The following is a 17,895-nucleotide window of genomic DNA, read 5'->3' on the forward strand; positions in this document are numbered from 1 at the left end:
TTGGTCTGGGTGCCGTTGCGGTCGGTGACGGTGTCCAGGCGGCGGCGGAAGTCGACGGTCTCGGTATAGAACGTGCGCGTGACGGTGCCGCGCGGGTCGGTGATAGCGCCGATCTTGCGCGGCTGGTTGCTGGGGCTGGCCGGGCCGAGCGCGTACGTGGTCTGCTTGCCGAGCGCGTCGGTAATCACCGCGCCGCCGCTGGCCGGATAGCTGAGGGTGCGGCCGTCGGCGCCGCCGGCGTTCTGGCTGGAGCCGACCCGGGCCTTGGCGTCGTAGCCGAAGGTGCTCTGGCGCTGGTTGTCTTCGCCGGTGACGCCGGTCAGCATGGTCTTGAACTGCGGATGTTCGTAGTGATACGTGCGTGCGCCGCCGCCGGCATAGGTCGCGCTGCTCACCGTGCCGTTGGTGTAACCGTAGCTGGCCAGCAACGCGCCGGCCGAGCGGATCGCCGCGATGGGAGCGTTGCGGCCGGCGCCCAGATACTCGAACACCAGGCTGCGGCCGCTGTGATGGGTGATGGTCGCCAGCCGGCCGAGATCGTCATAGGCATAGGCCAGGGTATTGCCGTCCTCGAAGCGACGCTCGATCAGGCGGCCACGCGCGTCGAAGCGCAGCACTTCCTCGACCCGGTACAACAGCCACTGGCTGCCATCGGCGACCAGCCGATCGCCGCTGCCGTCGCGTGCCTCGTAGACGCCGGCGCCGAGCGGCTTGAACGAGATCTGGCTGCCGTCGGCCTGGATCAGGCCGAAATGCTGGGTGGGGTCGGACGGTGCGGCGGGATCGGCGCCGATGCTCAGGCGCAGGTTGTGCGAATGGGTCCAGCCGAGGCCGAAACCGCCCTGTTGGCTCGAGGAAGACGAACGATAGATGCGGGTGAACGAGACCCAGCCCAGGTCGAAGTCCGGCTCCGGGCGCATCTTGTCGCCCGAAGCGGGGTCGCAGCCGCCGTCGGGGCAGTCGGGCACGAGCGGAGGGCTGAGGTAAGCCATCGGCTGCAAGCTGCCGGCGCAAGCCTGCTCGGCGGCGTCCCAGCCCATCGCGACGGTGTTGGGGCAATGCACGTCGCGGGTGCGTTCGAGGTACTGGCTATCGTTGGCGATGAAACCGCAGACGCCGTCGGCGTCCTTGATCACGTAGTTGGCGTCGTAGGCGCGCGTCTCGACCGCGCTGGTCTTGTCGTCGACCCAGGTCAGGCTGACGTCCCAAGCCGGCGCCAGCGTGATCGCGGTATTCGGCGTGCAACCTTCATCGAGGCTGCGCTGGTCCAGGTGCTGCCTGAGCTGATCGACCACCCCCTCCAGGGTCGGCCCCGGGATGTAGTCGGGATCGGTCGAATGCGTGTAGGACCACGGCTCCGTCGTCGGCGGCATCGGTTCGATGCCGTAGTAATAGGCGGTGCGGTCCGGCAGGTGAACCTGACTGACGACCTGGAAGCTCAGCGGACCGTAGGACGAGTACGGCGCGAACAAGGCCTCGATGTCCTGCTGGATCTCGCGCTCGGTCAGGCGTGGGCCGTTGCTGGTCCAGGTGCTGGTCCATTGCTTGCCGGCCTCCTGGGCCTGGGCCGTTCCGCCGGCCGACAGTGCGGCGGCGGTCAACAGCAGGCCGGTCAGCCAGGTGCGCGGCACGGCGCCGCGCGGTGGTACGGACAGGGGTGACGATCCTTCGATGGGGGGCATGCGTCGGTTCCTTGGACGGTTCATGCGATGCAGCCGCAGGCGCGGCCGGGGGAGACGGCAAAACGGCGGGCGTCGCGACGGCGCACCGGACGCGGGTCGATCGCGGCCGGCCGCGATGGCGGCGATGGGAAAGGAGGACGGGAGCGACGCGGGCGCGAGGCGTGGACGGCGGGCGTCGGCTGTTCGGGCGGCAAATCCATTTGCGCAGTTCCGGGTTGTTGTCGCCTAGCCTAGTCAAACCGATTGCGGAAGTTGCGACGGCGACTGAACGGGTTCCCGAACCTTGTTGCGCATCACAATTTCCGGGCAAGGCGCCTTCGAAGGCCGCGGCGCCGCAGCCCGCCACTGCAGCGCTTACCGCCGCCAGGCTTCGCTCCGCCCCGTCCCGGCTTCGTCGCCGCAAGCCGGCCTTCGTCGCCGCCCCGCTTCCGCCCAGGCGCCGCAGCACTATGCTGCGCCCATCCCGCCATGGCATCGCCCTTGTGATCCGAAGCTTCTTCTTCATCGCCCGCCTCGCCCTGGCCTGGTTCGGCCTGTTCCTGCTGATGGCGCTGTTCGCCTCGGTGACGCCGGGCCTGCAGTACCAGGACCCCACCCCGCTGTTCCTGATCTGCATGCTGGTGGTGGCCTACGTGGTCACCGGCGCCTTCAGCCACGTGCGCCGCGTGCGGCTGATCGCCGGCCACATCGACCGCGGCGCGCTGCACAACCGTCAGCGGCGCGAGATCGAGGTGCCGTTCGAAGCCGGCGAGACCTTCGATCTGCTCGATGCGGCGATCCGCGAGCTGCCGCGGGTCGAGGAAATCGAAAGCGCGCGCGACAGCCTGCAGGTGCGCGCCAAGGTGCGTCGGCACAACCTGTACGGCCGCGATCGCGAAGTCCGCGACCTCACCGGCATGCGCGGCCACGGCCGCAACCAGATCCAAGCCACGGTCGAGCCCGGCGAAGACAGCGGCCGCATCGTGCTGATCTGCGAACCGGAAGCCGGCGCCTGGAGCGACTGGTTCCGGGTCGACGGCGGCACCAATCTGGAGAACGCCGAGGCCATCGTCCGCGCCATCACCCGACGCATCGCCGAACGCCGCCGCAACGAACGCGCCGCGGTCACCCGCACCGAAACCGAAAAGGAACTGGCGGTGGCCAAGCTCAGCCTGCTGCATGCCCAGGTCGAGCCGCATTTTCTCTACAACACCCTGGCCAGCGCCCAGTACCTGACCCGCAACGACCCGGCCAAGGCCGACGAGATGCTCGGCCATCTGATCGACTTCCTGCGCAAGTCCTTGCCGCGCACCGAAGACGCGCTGTCGACGCTCGGCGAGGAGTTGGACCGCTCGCGCGCCTATCTGGAAATCCTCAAGCTGCGCATGGGCGCAAGGCTGGCCTTGCAGATCGACGTGCCCGACGAACTGCGCAGCCTGCCGCTGCCGCCGATGATGCTGCAGACCCTGGTCGAGAATGCGATCAAGCACGGCCTGGAACCCAAACCGGGCGGCGGCATGGTGTGGATCCTGGCGCGGCGCAACGAGCAGCGCGCGGCGATCACGGTGGCCGACGACGGCCTGGGCCTCAACGCCGCCAACAGCGGCACCGGCATCGGCCTGCGCAACGTGCGCGAACGCCTGCAGCTGGTCTACGGCGACGATGCGCAACTGGCCGTGGTCGCCAACTTCCCGCAAGGCGTCGCCGCCACCCTGAGCGTGCCGCTGGCGCGGCAAGAGGAGACCGTCCATGGCTAAGCCCACGCTGACCGCGCTGGTCGCCGAAGACGAAGCACTGCTGCGCCGGTCGCTGGTCGAAACGCTGGGCGAGGCCTGGCCGCAGCTGCGCATCGTCGCCGAATGCGAAGACGGCGCCGAGGCGCTGGAGGCTCTGGCCGAACATCGGCCCGACATCGCCTTTCTCGACATCCGCATGCCCGGACTGACCGGGATCGATGTCGCCGGCGCGGCCGGCGATGTCAGCCCGCTGACCCGGATCGTGTTCGTCACCGCCTACGACCAGTACGCGATCGACGCCTTCGAACACGGCGCGATCGACTACCTGCTCAAGCCGGTCACCGCCGAGCGCCTGGCAGTGACCGTGCAGCGCCTGCAGCAACGCGCCGGCACCGCCGCCGACAGCGAAGCCATCGCCGAGTTGGGCCAGCGCCTGGGCGCGCAACGCGGCAAGCCGGACGCCACGGCGCTGACCTGGATCACCGCCAGCGCCGGCCGCGAAACCCGGCTGATCCTGGTCGACGACGTGATCTATTTCCGCGCCGACAACAAGTACACCACGGTCGTGACCGCGGAAGGCGAAGCGGTGCTGCGCAAGCCGATCCGCGAACTGCTGGAAGTGCTGGACGGCAATCTGTTCAAGCAGATCCACCGCTCGACCATCGTCAACCTCAAGGCGATCGCCTCGATCGTGCGCGACGACAGCGGCAAGGGCACGGTGCGTCTGCGCCAGCGCAGCGAAACGCTGAGCGTCAGCCAGCCGTTCATGGCCCTGTTCCGCGCCATGTAGCGGCGCGCCCTGCCGTAGCGGACCACGCAATGCGGCTGCGGACTGTTTCTCTTCCAAGGACGACCCCATGCGCAACCTGATGGCTCTGCTCTACTACCTGCTGGCGCTGTTCGGTTGCAGCGGCGGCGGCCAGACGATCGCTCACCGCGTCAGCGCCGACGGCCACGTCGTCATCGACAGCCAGGTGCGCATCACCGGCGACATCAGCCGTTTCGAATGCGCCGCCAGCCGCAGCGGCCACTGCCACTACAGCCTGTATTCGGCGGAGGCCGCGCCGGAACGCTTCGCCGTGGCCGTGGGCGAACGGCGCGACATCGTCGGCCTGGCACCGGGCTTCAAAGTCTGCGCCGGCGCCGGGCCGGAGGCCCTGGATCGGGATTGCCGGCCGGCCCCGAAGTGATCGCCGCCACCACGCGGGCGGTTGCCGTAGCGGCACTTGCCGCGGCCGATCACGGCCGCGTGCGCTGGACTTCGCCTCCGAGCGCCGACCCGTCCGGCCTCTTTGAGCCGCTGCGCGCGGCAGCGTTGGATCGCAATGCAGCCTCGAACCGCTTCGGCTCCCGCGGCTTACCTCGCGCCTGAAAAGCGCCTGCCGCGGCGGCGCCATGCGGCGCATCGGCGGCGAGCGCGCGCCGGCGTTCGCTCGCCGCCAAACTGCGGCGTAATCGCAGGCGCACCCGGCTCGCCCGGCGCTAGACTCGCTCGGCGGCCCAAGCCGCGCCCCGTCCACGTCATCGCATCGGCGCTCCCATGTCGCTTTCCTGGCAATCCAAACTGGTCCATCCGCAAGCGCGGGCTCCCGAAGGCTTCCAGTCGCTGGCCACTCCGACCTATCGCGGTTCTACCACGCTGTTCTCCAGCGCGGGGCGCGTGCTCGATCATTGGGACCAACAGCAGGCGCCGTACAGCTACGGCCTGTACGGCACGCCGACCAGCCTGGAACTGGGCGCGCGCATCGCCGAACTCGAGGGCGGCCGGCACTGTTTCCTGACCCCGGGCGGCCAGGCGGCGATCAGCCTGATCGGCCTCAGCCTGCTGTCCGCAGGCGGGCATGTGCTGATTCCCGATAACGCCTACGGTCCCAACCGCGAGTTCGCCGACCGCGTGCTCGCACGCCTTGGCGTGGACGCCGAGTACTACCCGCCCCTGCTCGGCGCCGGCATCGCCGAGCGGCTGCGTCCGAACACCCAATTGGTGTGGTGCGAGAACCCGGGCTCGGTCAGCATGGAAGTACAGGATGTGCCGGCGATCGCCGCGGCCGCGCACGCCGTCGGCCTGCCCGTCGCGCTGGACAACACTTACGCCGCCGGCGTTCTGTTCGACGCCTTCGGCCACGGCGTCGACATCACCATGCAAGCGCTGACCAAGTATGTCGGCGGCCACAGCGATCTGCTGCTGGGCTCGGTCACCGTGCGCGACCGCGCGCTGTACGAGCGCATCGGCGACACCCATCAACTGCTGGGCATGGGCGTGTCTCCGGACGATTGCAGCCTGGCTCTGCGCGGCCTGCAAACCCTGGGCGTGCGCCTGGCCCAGTTGCAGGCCAGCACGCTGGAAGTCGCGCACTGGCTGGCGGCGCGCGCCGATGTCGAACGCGTCCTGCACCCGGCCCTGCCCGGCAGCCCCGGCCACGAGATCTGGCGCCGCGATTTCAACGGCTCGGCCAGCGTGTTCTCGGCGCTGTTCCGGCCCGAGCTGTCGGTCGATGCGATCGTGCGCGCGCTCGACCGTCTGCAGCTGTTCAAGATCGGCTACAGCTGGGGCGGCGTCACCAGCCTGGTCATGCCCTTCTTCGGCCTGCGCCGCGATCACGGTGCGCCGGGACGCAACCTGGTGCGCTTCAACATCGGCCTGGAGTCGCCGCAGGACCTGCTGGCGGATCTGCGCCAGGCCTTCGCCGATCTGGCCGATTGAGCGAGGCTCCGCCGCCGGGAATGCCTTGCGGCTTGGCTGCGGCGATGCGTCGACCTGGGCCGCGCGCCGCATCGCGCCCGCTTTCGATCTGTCGAGCGCACCGGCGGGATACGCACGCGACGGCGGGGAAGCCTTACCGCAGTGCGTTCAGGACCGGCGAGACTGCGGCAGGTTCGAACGCGGGGTTTTGGCCGCGGGCTTGACGATCTGCGGCTCCTCGCCGTCGCTCAACGCGCGCAGGCGAACCGGTACGAAATTGCCGTCGCCGAGCAAATCCAGGCTCGCGCTGGGATTGCGCATCAGTTCTTCGCGCTGCAGAAAGGTCTCGCGTCCCGGCTCCAACGGAAAGCGCTTGCTGCACAGTCTCAGGCTCAGGCGCAACACGCTGGTACCGGACATCCGCCACGGATAGCCGGGCACCAGACGGCTGACGATCGCGCTGTCCAGACCGATCGTGACCGTTCCGCCTTCGATCGCCCGGCACCGGCCGACCGCTATATCGAACAATTGCATGCATCACCTCAATGCGTGACTACCGTAAGCACGCTGTTCAACCGCGCCTGGGCGAGCAGGAAACGCAATCGGGCTTCGATCGCGTGCAGATTGGCCAGGCGCGGGGATGCGCGCAGCGAATACACCACCGCTCGCTTGCCGAGCATGGCGCGGTGATCGCGGCCGACCGAAATGTTGGTCGTCCCGCTCGCCTCCATCCATATCCGACGCAACTCGATCGGACCGACCGATTGATCGCGGCACAGGGTGAAGTGGAACCACTCGACATGTTCTTCCATAGCGGCTCTCTGCAATCTTCGAACGAGTATGCGCGCTGGGACGCATGAACGGGCGAAAGAAAATAAAACTCGCTATTCGCGCTGCATGCGCGTATGGTCGGGTGGCGACCCGAGCACTCGCGATCCATCGGCGGCATCGCCCGCCTCTGCCTGACCCGACGCGATGGCGTCATCTGAGGCGTTTTTTGCCGTTCTGCACTCGACTTATCGACGTCCCGATCGGCGACGTCGTCTATCGCATTCGCGCCTTGAAGGATCGCCAGCAGTTCCACGATCCGGATCGTACGGCCGAGCGCGCAGGCGTTCCTGCGGCGTTATGGAGCCTGTTCGGGCAACTGTGGCCGGCGGGAATCGAGCTGGCCCGGGAAAGCTTGTCGTACCGGATCGACGGAAAACGCATTCTGGAAATAGGCTGCGGCCTGGGACTGTCCAGCCTGGTGTTGAAGAAGCGCGGCGCCGACATCACCGCCAGCGATCATCATCCGCTCGCCAACGAATTCCTGGCCCACAACGCCCGCCTCAACGGCCTGAAGCCGATCCCCTTCAACGATCTCGCCTGGGAACGTCCGCAGGACAGTTCCATGGGAAAATTCGACCTGATCGTGGGCAGCGACGTGCTCTACGAACGCGGCCATATCGGCTCGCTGCTGAATCTGATCCGCAACTACGCCACGGCCGAAGCCGAAGTGCTGATATCCGACCCCGGCCGCGGAAACTGCGCGTCTTTCGCCGCCTCTATGCTGACCGCCGGCTTCACATTGAGCTCGCGCGGCTACGACATTCCACTGGAGCGTCGCCGCAATGCGGGGCGGATGATGCGTTTCGAGCGCTGAGCATCCGGATCGGACCGGCCGGTCTCCGCTGTTGGCGCGACCTTCGGACTCAGCCTTCGCCGGCGCCGACGACGTCCCGGTCGGCGAAGCGCAATCTCACCGTACCGATCCAGTTGCGTGCACGTCGCTCCAGACGCGCGGCCTGGGTTTCTCCGTCCAGGTCGGATGAAGAATGCCGCAACAGGCCCGGATCGAGTGCTTCGAAGGTGTTGACGTTGACCACCGCGTACAGGCGGCCGTCGATGTCGCTGGTCGCCAACGGCACGACCCCGCATACCGCGCACACATGGAAGTCGGCGGTGCGGGTACCGAAGACGTAGCGCGAGACGCGCTGCGGATCGCGCACGACGACATCCAGGCGGCCGCCCGCGCAGGCGGTCCACACGCCGCCGTGCTTGACGCAGAAGGTGCAGGTGCAGGCGCGGGCCGGGATCGATTCCGGCTCCGGCGCCCAGTCCAGGGTGTAGCGGAGGTTGCCGCAATGGCAGGCGCCTTCGATGAGCATGTCCGGACTCTTGGAAACGTCGGCTCAGACTAACCCAGGCACGCCGATCAGTCGTCGTCCCCGTTCGCCGACCAACATTGCAACAGCGCCGGAGCGACCACCGGCAACAACAATACCGCTTCGATCACCGCCACCGTCAGCACCGAGACGGTCTCGCCCGCCGTCGTCGACATCGCCACCACCCCCAAGGCGGCGGCGCAGAACACCGCGACGTAGCCATAGGCGAAGCCGCGAGAATGGAACGCGCGCTTCCAGTACAGCACACTATCGTCAGCACGATCGCGACCAGTGCCACCGGCACCGAGAACAAAGCCAGGAACAGACCGTAGGCGCCGTCGCTGTAGGATGCGGCGGCGGGCAGGCTGACCAGGGTCAGCGCCAGGGCGCTCCAGCGGGAGTATCCGTTCATGGCGGCGATCCGGAATGCGGCGAAGGGGGTGGCGGACAGCATGATGCCGTCCGCATACGGGCGCCTCAATCGGTGCCCTGGCCGCGGCCGAATTCGCCCGGCCCGGCCGGCGCGTTCGGTGCCTGCAGGGCGAATACGCAGTCGAAGAAGGGTCGCACGTCGTCCCAGCCGCGCTTTTCGTCGCGCGCGCGCAGCAGCACGCGCCCCACTTCGACCACGTTGCCCTTTTCCTCGAAGCGGCGCAGGAAGGCCGTGCGGGTGTCGGCTTCCGCGTGGCGTCCGTGGTCCTGGCGGTTATAGGCATGGAATTCCAGGATCGCGCCCGGCGCCGCGACCCGGTCGGCGCCGATCGTGCATTGGCGCAGGCCGCTGGCTGCTTCGCGCTCGACATGTCCGGCCGCGTAACTGTCCTGCAGCGCATGCAGCAAGGAGCCGAACGCGACGTCCTGGTAGTAGCGGCGCAAACCGCCGCTGGCGCCCTGGGTGTAGAGGTCCAGCACGCGCCATTCGCTACGGCCGAAGGCTTGTTGGATCGCCGGGATGGTCGAGTCCTTCAATCGCGTATCCAGGCTGTATTCGCCTTGGGCCGTGCGCCAGGCGAACTCCATCCAGCCCATCAGCTTGGCCTTGGTGTCGGCCGCGGTCTCGCCGTCGCGGCTGGCCATGGCATGAAGGAACTGCAAGTCGCCGAAATGGGTGCGGTACAGCATGGCGTCGCCGGGACCGTAGCGCTTGCCGGCGGCGGCGCCTTTGTTGGCGTCGGCGAACAGACTGCCCCAGCACAAGGGCTGGGTTTCGAAGCGGATGGTTTCCTGGGTTTTGCAGCCCATGCCGCGGGCCTGATTAGCGCTCATCCGGAACGGCGGATCGTCGTTCCAGCGCACGCCGGCCAGCACCGGACCCGGCGCGTCGAGCGCTTCGCGACCGCCGCAGTCGCCATTGCAGCCGTAGATGCGATTGGTGATTTCCTCGTGCACCGGCTCGGTAAAGGCGACCATCGAGCGCTGCGCGAGTTGTCGTTCCAGGAACACCCAGGTGCTGCTGCCGATTCCGGCCAGTCGCCGCTCTTCCGCGGTGGAATGGGTCGCCAGCTTGTGCGCCCACGCCGGCGCCGTCATCGCCAGCAGCGCGACCACGCCCCAGCCTCGCATCGATCCTGCGATCGTTCTTGCCATTCGGTCCCCCTGTACGACCGTGGTTTGTCGGACGGCTGCGACGCCGCCATGTCGGCGCGAGCGCGGCGACCGAGGAACGGGGTGCGCTCACAGGGACGTAAACGTCATAGGGCGACGGGTGCGGCCATGAGTGTTCACCGGGCGCCCGGCCAGGGAAGCGAGAGTGGATCTACTCAAGCCCCATGTTTGAGGAAGATGGCCTGCACGTGTGCGCCCCAGCCGCGTTGGCGCGATCTGGTTGTCCGTGCCCCTCGCCGTTCCGGGGCTGAACCAATCTTCATCGGGCGACGAAAAAAGCCCCCTTATTTAAAAAGGGGGCTGCGCGCTGCGCTGATCGATGCCGATCCAAAAATTCGACGCGCGGAAGGTTTGCTTTTGACTAAGAGCCCCCCCCCTTTTTTCAAAGGGGGGATGCAGGCTGAGCGCGATCATGCGCGCTCGGTCGACTTACTGGCACTGCACCGTATCGCCGGCCTGGCCGCGGTAGGCGGCCCACATCGCGTCGGCGAAGTCGTCGCCGTAGTAGCCGTCGTCGCGGCCGGCGCCGTGCAGGGCCGGCCAGCGGCCGGTGCCGTCGCTCGGATTGCTGTCGAGCGCGCCGCTGCCGCGCGGCTGATAGGGGTCGGGCTGGGTCCAGGCGCCGTGGTTCACCCAGCGGTCGGCGTAGAGCAGGATGCGCGTGTCGGTCCATACGCAGCGCAGCGACGGCATCAGCCTCAGCGCCAGCGCCGCCGCCTTGTAGCCCTTGGCCGTGCAGCAGAACTGGTAGTAGCCGGCCGGCTCCTGGCCGCCGTCGATGTAACCGTACGGGTCGCGGCAGTCGCGCGTGCTGGTGCCGTTGTTCTGGTTCTCCCAGTACTCCTCGACCGTGCACGGACTGCCGAACAGCACCTTGCCGCTGCCCGCGCCGATGCTGAGCTGACCGTCTTCCTGGTAGGTGTCCTGCTGGAAGTCGCGCACGCGCGCGGCCATCGCCGCATCGTCGAGCAACAGGGAACCGAGCGTCAACACCAGCTTGCGGCCGTGGCGGTGGCCGCCGTCGGCATAGAAATGCAGGCCGCCTTCCATCGCCGCCTGCAGATCCAGGGCGTACTGGGCGAGGAACATGGCCAACTGCCGACGCTGCGCGTCGTCGTCGCGCACCATCAGCCGCAACGCGGCCGAGGCGGTGTCGATCGCGATCTGCGCGCCGTAGTCGGGCATGTTCTGTTTGGGATGGATCTGGTCGGCCGACCAACCGAGCTGATGATCGAGCTGCACGCGGCGGAACCGGTCGGACACCGCACTCAAGGCCGGCATCATCGGCAGCGGCGCGTACGCCGGCAGACGGTCCATGCGCAGCCGCGCGACCGGGATCAGCGGCTTCTTGCTGCCGAAGTACGGCGGCCGGAACAGGCCGCGGCCGTTGTCCGCCGGCGGCGCCGCGAGCACGGTCAGTACCGCGGCGGTTTCCAGCGAGGTCTTCTCGTCGCCGCTGCGCGAGATCGCCTTGACGATGGACTGGTTCGGCGCGGCGGAGTAAGGCAGCGCCGGCACCAGCCGCGCGTCGTAGCCGTAGGCGGTGCGGTCGAAGCCGTGGCGGCTGACGCTGGAGGGGTTGACCTCGAAGCCGTTGCGGCCGCTGCTGAAGCCCGGCGAGATCGACATGATCCGCACCCGGCCCTGGCTGTCGCCCGCCGGCGCCACCCAGAAGTCGCCGTTGGCGAACTGGCCGCAGGGATAGGCGCGGTCGAAGCCGAAGGTGATGCCGTATTGCTTCACGCTGCTGCACAGTGCGGGCGGCTCGGCGGCGACGACGGCGCGGCCGGTGCGGCCGTCGCCGGGTCGGGACGAAACGCCCCGATCGGCGATGCCGCCGACCGGAGCCGGCGACGCCACGGCGGCGGACGCTTCTGCCGCCGCAACCCTCTCGGGCGCGGGCACAGCGTCCTGGCGTGGACAACCGCTCAACAACACGACGCCGGCGAACAGCGCGGCGGCGGACAGCCGTCGCGTCGCCGACGCAAGAACGATGGGAATGGAACGATGGCGATTCATGGACTCTCTCTCCTGGGGACACGTCGCCGCGATCGGCGAACGCGTTATCGGAGTGCAGAATCGTCATGAACGGCGCTGCGCCGCCCACAGAATCACAAATCTGGAACAACCTGCCGCGCGCGCGCCAGGGCAACAGCGGCGCGCATCACGCCGGCACAAATCGGTTACAAACCGCCGATGCGCGGCTCAGACGGCGGCGACGTCGTCCAGGCGCACCAGGGCTTCCAGACCGCCGCCGTCGCGATTGCGCAGACGCAGGCGCGCGCCGGCCGAGGGCGCGAGCTGCTGCGCGATCGCCAGGCCCAACCCGGTACCGCCGCTGTCGCGGTTGCGCGACCCTTCCAGGCGGTAGAACGGCTGCATCACCTGTTCGAGCCGGTCCTCCGGAATGCCGGGGCCACGGTCCGCAACCCTCAGCAGCACCGCATCGCCATCGCGGGCCAGTTCCAGTTCTGCGCTGCCGGCGTAGGCGAGCGCGTTGTCGATCAAGTTGGCGAGGATCCGCCGCAAGGCGTTCGGCCGGGTGACCAGCAATCGTCCGCTGCGGCCGCCCAGACTCACCGCACGGCCGGTGTCCTGGTAGTCGTAGACCAGGCTCTGCAGGAACGCGTCCAGATCGATCCGCAACGGCGTCTCGGCGGCGCCGTGGGCGCTGCGCGCGTAGGCGATGCCTTCGCGCACCAGACGCTCCATTTCGCCCAGGTCGTCCAGGGTCTTGTCGCGCTGCCCCCCCTCTTCCATGGCCTCGCAACGCAGCTTCATGCGCGTGATGGGGGTCTGCAGATCGTGCGAAATCGAGGCCAGGATCTGCAGCCGCTCCTGGGTGTATTGGGCGATGCGGTCCTGCATGGCGTTGAACGCGGCCGCCGCGCCGACCACCTCGACCGGCCCGGTTTCCTGCAACCGCGGGCCCAGCCCGCCGGGGCTCAGCGACTCGGCCGCACGCGCCAACTGCGCCAGCGGCCGGGTCGCCAACCGCACCGCGCCCCAGGTGCACACCAGCAGCAACGCCAACTGCGCCGCCAGCACGTAGGGCAGCCAGCGCGCGATCGGCATCGCCGAGGGCTGCACTTCCACGGTCACCGGTTCGCCGTCGCTCAGCCGCAGATGGATCTGGAAACGCTCCGGCCCGGCGGACACGGCATTGGCCCGCACCGGATAACGCGGCCCCAGCGCGGCGCCGACCCGGGCGACGAACTCGCGCGCCTCGTCGCTGGCCAGCGCGGCGCCGTCCTGGCCCGGGCCCAGCAGATAGTGAAAGGTGCGGCGCTTGAGCCGCGGCAGCCAGTCGGCGCGCTCTTGCGCCGGAATCCGGTCCAAGATCGCGACCGCGACGGTCACGTCCTGCTCCAGATTGCTCATCAGCATCGAGGTCGCGGCCTGGTAGCGCTCGTAGAACAACAACGCGAACGACAGCGCGTGCGCGGTCAGCAGGCCGGCGAACAGCACCAGGTACAGCCGCGCGGCGATCGTGCGCGGCAGCAGTCGCCAGCCGCGTCGCAGCGCCGTGTTCACGCGTCACCGCCGATCAGCTCGACCGGCATGGCGAACACATAACCCTCGCTGCGCACGGTCTTGATATAGCTAGGCTCGCGCGCATCGTCCTGCAGCCGCTGGCGCACCCGGCTGACGAGCAGGTCGATGGAACGGTCGAAATGCTCGGCGTCGCGGCCCTGGGTCAGGCTCAGCAACTGGTCGCGGCTGAGTACGCGCTGGGGATGGTCGAGGAACACCCGCAGCAGCCGGAATTCGGCGCCGCTGAGCGCTACCGCGGTGCCGTCGGGATCGAGCAGATGGCGCGCGATGGTATCCAAGCGCCAGCGGCCGAAGCCGACCAGGCTCGCGGCCTCGCTGATCTGCAGATTGGGCGGCAGCATGCGGGTGCGACGCAGCACGGCATTGATCCGAGCCAGCAATTCGCGTGCGGCGAAGGGTTTGACCAGATAGTCGTCGGCGCCCATCTCCAGGCCGACGATGCGGTCGGTGGGGTCGTCGCGCGCGGTCAGCATCAAGACCGGAATCGCGCGATGCTTGCCGGCGCGCAGGTTGCGGCACAGCACCAGCCCGTCTTCGCCCGGCATCATCAGATCGAGCACGATCAGGTCGACCGCATCGCCGTCCAGTGCCGCGCGCATCTCGCGACCGTCGGCCGCAGTGCTCGCGCGCAGTCCGTTCTTGCGCAGATAGTCGGCGACCATCTGGCGGATCTCGCGATCGTCGTCGACGACCAGGATGTGATCTACGTGATCCATGCAGGCAACCTTGCGAACAAATTTCGTCGGCCCTGGCGGCGCCGGCTCCGCTGCGATTATGCCACCCGGCCGCGTCAATCCCGGGCCAGCAATTCCCGGATCCTGGCGTCGGTGGCCTCGTACCCGCCCTCACCGATATGTCGGTAGACCACCCGCCCCTGCCGATCGATCAGGTACAGCGCCGGCCAGAACCGGTTGCGATAAGCGTTCCAGGTCCGATAGTCGTTGTCCAACGCGACGGGATACTCGATTGCGTACCGCTTCACCGCCGCCTGGACGTTGGCGGGCCTGCGTTCCTCCTCGTATTCGGGCGTGTGCACGCCGACCACGACCAGGCCGCGGTCGCGATAGCGCCGGTGCCATTCGTTGACGTGCGGGGTGACGTGGATGCAATTGATGCAGGCATAGGTCCAGAACTCGACCAGCACCACTTTTCCGCGCAGGCCCGCGAGCGTCAGCGGCGGGCTGTTGATCCAGCGGTCGATGCCGACGAACTCGGGCGCCGGCGCCGATCCTGCCGGTTCGGCCTGCGCCTGACCGCGGCAAGCGACGGCCAGCAGGCAGGCCGCCATCGTCAAGGCCGCGGCAGCGGCGCAGATCCAGGGTCGCATCGCCGACACGACTCAGCCCTCCTCGTGCGCGGCCGCCGGCGGCGGGCGCTTGCCGGCGGCTTCGAGGATCACCTCCGCGACCTCGCCCGGATGCGCTAACGGCGCGGCGTGACTGCCCTCGACCGACCGCAGTTGCGCGCCGATCCGCTGCGCGGTGGCGGTCTGCAGTTGCGGTGCGATCATGCGGTCCTGGCGCGTGGCCAGATACCAGCTCGGCCGCCCCTTCCAGGCCGCGTGGGCGACCGCGTCGTCGAAGGCGCGGGCGTGGATCGGCGACTGAGTACGGAACAGTTCGCGCACGGTGCGCGCCGTCAGGTCCTGCGCGAAATCCTCGCGCATGCCTTGTTCGTCGATGCGCAGCAGCCCGTCGCTGGCGACCAGATGGGCCAGCCCGGGCGGCGTCGGATAGCCGCGGCCCTGCTCGGCCGTGTTCTGGCCGACGTCCGGCGCGAATGCGGCGACATAGACCAACGCCGACACCTTGGCGTCGTCGCCCGCCTCGGTGATGACCGTACCGCCCCAGGAATGTCCGACCAGCACCACCGGCCCGGGCGCCGCCTGCAGCGCGCGCCGGGTCGCTTCGGCATCGTCGCGCAGCGAGGTCAGCGGCAGGCGCACGCTGAGGGTGTTCAGGCCGCGCGCTTGCAGACGCTTGGCCACCTGCGCCCAACTGCCGGCATCGGCAAACGCGCCGTGGACCAGGATCGCGGTGGCGGCGGGCGCCGGCGCGGCCGTATCGGCGGCCGACGCCGCGGGCGCCGCACCGGCACAGGCCAGCGCCAGCGCCAGCGCGAGAACGAGCGCACGGGGACGGCGCGCGAGGACGGCAACGGCCGGGAGATGGCGATTCATGCTTGAGGCTCCAGATTCGGGGACACAGGGGACGGTGCGCGGCGTTGCCGCGCCCAGCGGCGCTTTTCCGATTGCGCCCATTTGCCGACCGCGCGCACCGCGACCGCGGCGCACATCAGCGCGAACGGCAGCGCGTACAGCGGGTCGGTCGGAATGCGTTTGAAGTACGAGAGCGCGAAGATCAGGGCGATGACCCACACACCGGCGGTGTGCAGCCGCTTCCAGGCCTGCGCGCCCATGCGCTGGGCCAGGGCATGGAACGAGGTTGCGCTCAACAAGACGATGAAGGCATAACCGAGCCCGCCCGGCAGATTGGTCAGCGCACTGCGGCCGAGCCAGAACGAGGGGTCGAGCTGGCCCAGGCGGACGATGGCGATCGCGTGCACCAGATGCGAGAACGCGAACGCCAGGCCGAGATAACGCCGTTCGCGCAGCAACGCGCGGGTCAGCCCGTTCGGCACCAACGTCGTCAGCGACGAAGCGACGAACACGCTCAGGAACAACGCGACTGAGCTGCGTGCGGTGGCGCGGATCACCGCCCGCACGCCGGCCACCGGGTCGGCGTGCGCCGCCAGCAGCGTCGCGGACATCAGCAGCACCAGTGCCGCCAGCAACCAGAACAAAGGCCAGCCCTGCGGCCGTAAGCCGGATCGGTAGGCAATCATGACGAAACGCCTTGAATGTGGGGAACGGCCGCCATCGCGCCCGCGGCGCGCAGTCGTTGCAGCAGCTCCAGGCCTTGCGCCTGCCACTGCCGCAGCGCTTCGGCCCCGTGCAGGCCGGCTTCGTCCGCCAGGGCCAGCAGGTGCTCGCGGCCACGAGCCCGCCGCTGCGCGATCGCGTGCAGCAGGCGATAGGCCGGCGGGGCGAGCCGGACGAAGCGCACCTCATGCGCGGCATCGCGATAGACCAGCAGCATCGTCGGCAGCGCAGGCGCCTGTTCCGGCTGAAAGTCCGGCCCGATCTCGGCGACGGGCCAGCGATACGCCACCACCCTCGCCAACGGCGACAACTGCGGCACGCCTTCGAGCAGGTCCATCTGCGGTTCGTCGTCGGGCGGAACGGCATCGCTGAGCGCCAGTTCCTGTTCGATCCATTCGTAATGCGCCAGTTCGGCCAACCAAGCCGGCGCAGTGCCGTCGTCCGGCAGCGCCTGCGCGAACGCGACGAACTCCGCGGCCAGTTGCGGGAACAGCGGAGTCTGCGCGCGGTGATCCGCGTAGAAAGCGCGCAACAGCCCGGTCCAGCGCGGCAACGGCAGGGTTTGGCGCAACACCGGAAAGCTGCCGGCCAGCAGGCCGTCGACAGCGTTGAAGAACAACTCGCGATACACCCGCAGCCGGCGCGGCTGCAAGCCCGGCGGCGGCGGATTCGCCTGCGGGTTGCGCAAATGCCGGGCCAGGGCCCACTGCTGCTCTTGCAGGCGCGCGCTCATCACGCGGCCTCCGCGACGGGGACGAAGGCGCGCTGCATGGCGCGGATTCGCTCGGTTTCGCCCAGCAGCTCGGCCAGCGGGGGCAGGTTGAAATCGCGCTCGAGCACAGTCGGACGCACGCCGAAACGGCGATACGCCTCGCCCAGCAGCGCCCAGGCGTCCTCGCGCACCGCAGCGCCGTGGGTGTCGATCTTGAGCCCCTCAGCATCGTCGTAATGGCCGGCGATGTGGTACGAGGCGATGCGTCCGCGCGGCAGTCGGTCGAGGAACTCGCCGACCGGATAGCCGTGATTGTGCGCGTTGACGCTCAGGTTGTTGAGGTCCAGCAACAGATCGCAATCGGCCTCGGCCAGTACCGCGGCGATGAAGTCCGCTTCGCTCAAGGCCTGGTAGGGCGCGGCGTAGTAGGACACGTTCTCCACCGCGATCCGGCGCCCCAACGCATCCTGCGCCTGGCGGATGCGCGCGGCGACGTGGCCGATCGCCTCCTCGGTGAACGGAATCGGCATCAGATCGTAGAGATGCCCATCGTCGGTGCAGTAGCTCAAATGTTCGCTGTACAGCGCGACCCGATGCCGGTCGAGGAACTCGCGGGTGCGGCGCAGCAACTGCGTGTCCAACGGCGCGGTGCCGCCCAGCGACAGCGACAGTCCGTGCGCGCTGATCGGCCAGCGTGCGGACAGTTCGGCCAGCGCTTCGCCGTAGCGGCCGCCGACGCCGATCCAGTTGTCCGGGGCGCATTCGAGGAAATCCACCGCGCCGGCGTCCATCGCCAGCAGTTCCGGCAGCAGGCCGCGGCGCAGTCCGAGGCCGGCGGAGCGAGCATTGAGAGTCGTATCCATGGCAAGTCCTGGGCGGGTCGCCGCGCGACCGGTGCCTGGCACCGATCGCGCG

The 17,895-nt window shown here is 68.7% G+C and carries 19 protein-coding genes; 5 read left to right on the forward strand and 14 right to left on the reverse strand.

From position 1 onward, the window contains the following. Window positions 1–1,682: RHS repeat domain-containing protein (locus TX83_RS13835; protein ID WP_186442600.1), on the reverse strand; the 1,682-nt coding region annotated here is incomplete at its 3' end. Between the two features lie 449 nt (window positions 1,683–2,131). Here TX83_RS13835 and TX83_RS13840 point away from each other — a divergent pair. The 4 genes from TX83_RS13840 (at window position 2,132) to TX83_RS13855 (ending at window position 6,101) form a co-directional block, all read left to right on the forward strand. Continuing rightward, entirely contained in the window at window positions 2,132–3,418 is a 1,287-nt protein-coding gene (locus TX83_RS13840; protein WP_064748555.1) for a sensor histidine kinase, read from the forward strand. After that, window positions 3,411–4,187: a LytR/AlgR family response regulator transcription factor gene (locus tag TX83_RS13845; protein WP_064748556.1), complete on the forward strand. Its 777-nt coding sequence runs from the start codon at window positions 3,411–3,413 to the stop codon at window positions 4,185–4,187. Before TX83_RS13840 ends, TX83_RS13845 begins: the two co-directional genes overlap by 8 nt. Before the next feature lie 67 nt (window positions 4,188–4,254). Next, window positions 4,255–4,587: a hypothetical protein gene (locus tag TX83_RS13850; protein WP_064748557.1), complete on the forward strand. Its 333-nt coding sequence runs from the start codon at window positions 4,255–4,257 to the stop codon at window positions 4,585–4,587. A 350-nt stretch (window positions 4,588–4,937) separates the two neighbouring features. After that, the gene (locus tag TX83_RS13855; RefSeq protein WP_064748558.1) at window positions 4,938–6,101 is read left to right on the forward strand and encodes a cystathionine beta-lyase; all 1,164 of its coding nucleotides are present in this window, start codon (window positions 4,938–4,940) and stop codon (window positions 6,099–6,101) included. A 147-nt stretch (window positions 6,102–6,248) separates the two neighbouring features. Here TX83_RS13855 and TX83_RS13860 read toward each other — a convergent pair whose 3' ends face one another. Continuing rightward, entirely contained in the window at window positions 6,249–6,614 is a 366-nt protein-coding gene (locus tag TX83_RS13860; RefSeq protein ID WP_064748559.1) for a hypothetical protein, read from the reverse strand. 8 nt (window positions 6,615–6,622) lie between these two features. Next, window positions 6,623–6,892, reverse strand: a complete 270-nt coding sequence (locus TX83_RS13865; protein WP_064748560.1) for a hypothetical protein — start codon at window positions 6,890–6,892, stop codon at window positions 6,623–6,625. Between the two features lie 185 nt (window positions 6,893–7,077). Between TX83_RS13865 and TX83_RS13870 the strand changes: the two genes are divergently transcribed. Continuing rightward, a complete protein-coding gene (locus tag TX83_RS13870; RefSeq protein ID WP_064748561.1) occupies window positions 7,078–7,725 on the forward strand; it encodes a class I SAM-dependent methyltransferase in 648 nt (215 codons plus the stop codon). Window positions 7,726–7,774: 49 nt separating this feature from the next. On the opposite strand, the gene TX83_RS13875 is transcribed toward TX83_RS13870, so the two are convergent. The 11 genes from TX83_RS13875 to TX83_RS13925 form a co-directional block, all read right to left on the reverse strand. After that, window positions 7,775–8,230 carry a GFA family protein gene (locus TX83_RS13875; protein ID WP_064748562.1) on the reverse strand — a complete coding sequence of 152 codons (456 nt, stop codon included), beginning with the start codon at window positions 8,228–8,230 and terminating at the stop codon, window positions 7,775–7,777. Between the two features lie 47 nt (window positions 8,231–8,277). Beyond that, entirely contained in the window at window positions 8,278–8,493 is a 216-nt protein-coding gene (locus TX83_RS13880) for a hypothetical protein (protein ID WP_064748563.1), read from the reverse strand. A gap of 211 nt (window positions 8,494–8,704) precedes the next feature. Further along, window positions 8,705–9,790, reverse strand: a complete 1,086-nt coding sequence (locus TX83_RS13885) for a hypothetical protein (protein ID WP_064748564.1) — start codon at window positions 9,788–9,790, stop codon at window positions 8,705–8,707. Window positions 9,791–10,261: 471 nt separating this feature from the next. Then, window positions 10,262–11,692, reverse strand: coding sequence for a hypothetical protein (locus tag TX83_RS13890; protein ID WP_064748565.1), 1,431 nt, complete (start codon window positions 11,690–11,692; stop codon window positions 10,262–10,264). 345 nt (window positions 11,693–12,037) lie between these two features. Beyond that, window positions 12,038–13,366: an ATP-binding protein gene (locus tag TX83_RS13895; RefSeq protein WP_064748566.1), complete on the reverse strand. Its 1,329-nt coding sequence runs from the start codon at window positions 13,364–13,366 to the stop codon at window positions 12,038–12,040. Continuing rightward, entirely contained in the window at window positions 13,363–14,103 is a 741-nt protein-coding gene (locus TX83_RS13900) for a response regulator (RefSeq protein ID WP_064748567.1), read from the reverse strand. Before TX83_RS13900 ends, TX83_RS13895 begins: the two co-directional genes overlap by 4 nt. A 74-nt stretch (window positions 14,104–14,177) precedes the next feature. Continuing rightward, window positions 14,178–14,675: a thioredoxin family protein gene (locus TX83_RS13905; RefSeq protein WP_064748568.1), complete on the reverse strand. Its 498-nt coding sequence runs from the start codon at window positions 14,673–14,675 to the stop codon at window positions 14,178–14,180. 51 nt (window positions 14,676–14,726) lie between these two features. Further along, window positions 14,727–15,566, reverse strand: coding sequence for an alpha/beta fold hydrolase (locus TX83_RS13910; RefSeq protein ID WP_079248227.1), 840 nt, complete (start codon window positions 15,564–15,566; stop codon window positions 14,727–14,729). After that, entirely contained in the window at window positions 15,563–16,231 is a 669-nt protein-coding gene (locus TX83_RS13915) for a ferric reductase-like transmembrane domain-containing protein (protein ID WP_064748569.1), read from the reverse strand. The genes TX83_RS13910 and TX83_RS13915 overlap by 4 nt, the downstream gene beginning before the upstream one ends. Beyond that, window positions 16,228–17,001, reverse strand: coding sequence for an HvfC family RiPP maturation protein (locus TX83_RS13920; RefSeq protein ID WP_064748570.1), 774 nt, complete (start codon window positions 16,999–17,001; stop codon window positions 16,228–16,230). Before TX83_RS13920 ends, TX83_RS13915 begins: the two co-directional genes overlap by 4 nt. Next, window positions 17,001–17,843, reverse strand: a complete 843-nt coding sequence (locus TX83_RS13925; RefSeq protein ID WP_064748571.1) for an HvfB family MNIO-type RiPP peptide maturase — start codon at window positions 17,841–17,843, stop codon at window positions 17,001–17,003. The genes TX83_RS13920 and TX83_RS13925 overlap by 1 nt, the downstream gene beginning before the upstream one ends. Window positions 17,844–17,895 lie beyond the last annotated feature (52 nt).

It is taken from the genome of Lysobacter antibioticus HS124 (genome assembly GCF_000336385.2).
Classification (GTDB): Bacteria; Pseudomonadota; Gammaproteobacteria; order Xanthomonadales; family Xanthomonadaceae; genus Lysobacter; species Lysobacter firmicutimachus.